This window comes from Vibrio sp. 1069 (genome assembly GCF_033340555.1).
The window spans coordinates 1-602 of sequence record NZ_JAWOWP010000603.1 but is presented as its reverse complement, the minus strand read 5'-3'; the positions used below and the strand labels follow the sequence as shown (position 1 = coordinate 602).

At 46.5% G+C, this 602-nt stretch carries 1 protein-coding gene; it reads left to right on the top strand.

What is annotated here, in order from left to right; translation table 11 throughout:
• Positions 1-602 (top strand): cellulose biosynthesis cyclic di-GMP-binding regulatory protein BcsB (locus tag R7040_RS28005; protein ID WP_318097823.1); only part of this gene is annotated, 602 nt, incomplete at both ends.

The window sequence follows — 602 nt, the reverse complement described above, 5'->3', positions numbered from 1 at the left end:
GCCGTGGTATACCGATGGATCTTAACTATCGGTATTCGCCACCTGCTGCGGATCATTCTGGTTCTCGCCTGACTTTGAGCATCAATGACCAGTTCATTGAGGCGTTTACCTTAACCACAAAAGGCCAAGGTGGTGAGTCTAACCGTGTGCGTGTTCCTCTATTAGATGACAGTATTCTGAGTGTTGATGCGCTTGTTCGTATTCCGGCCTTTAAAGTTGGCAGTAAAAACCAAATCGAGTTTGAGTTTGGCTTTGCGTCGGTGACCGATGGGCAATGTCAGGTGACGCAACCAAGTAAGCAATACGCGGTCATTGATGGTGACTCTACGGTTGATTTTAGTGGTTTCCCTCACTACATCGAAATGCCAAATATGCGCGCTTTTGCTACTTCTGGTTTTCCTTACACTCGCATGGCCGATTTGTCAGAAACTGCGATTGTTGTTCCAGAGAGAGCTCCAAAAGAAGTGTTGCAGACCTTCTTAAACGTCATGGGGTCGTTAGGACGTGATTCTGGGTACCCAGGTATTCAGGTGCTTTTGACAGACAAATGGAATGCTGAGCAACTAAAAGATAAAGACATCCTGACGATCGGTGTTGTGGAT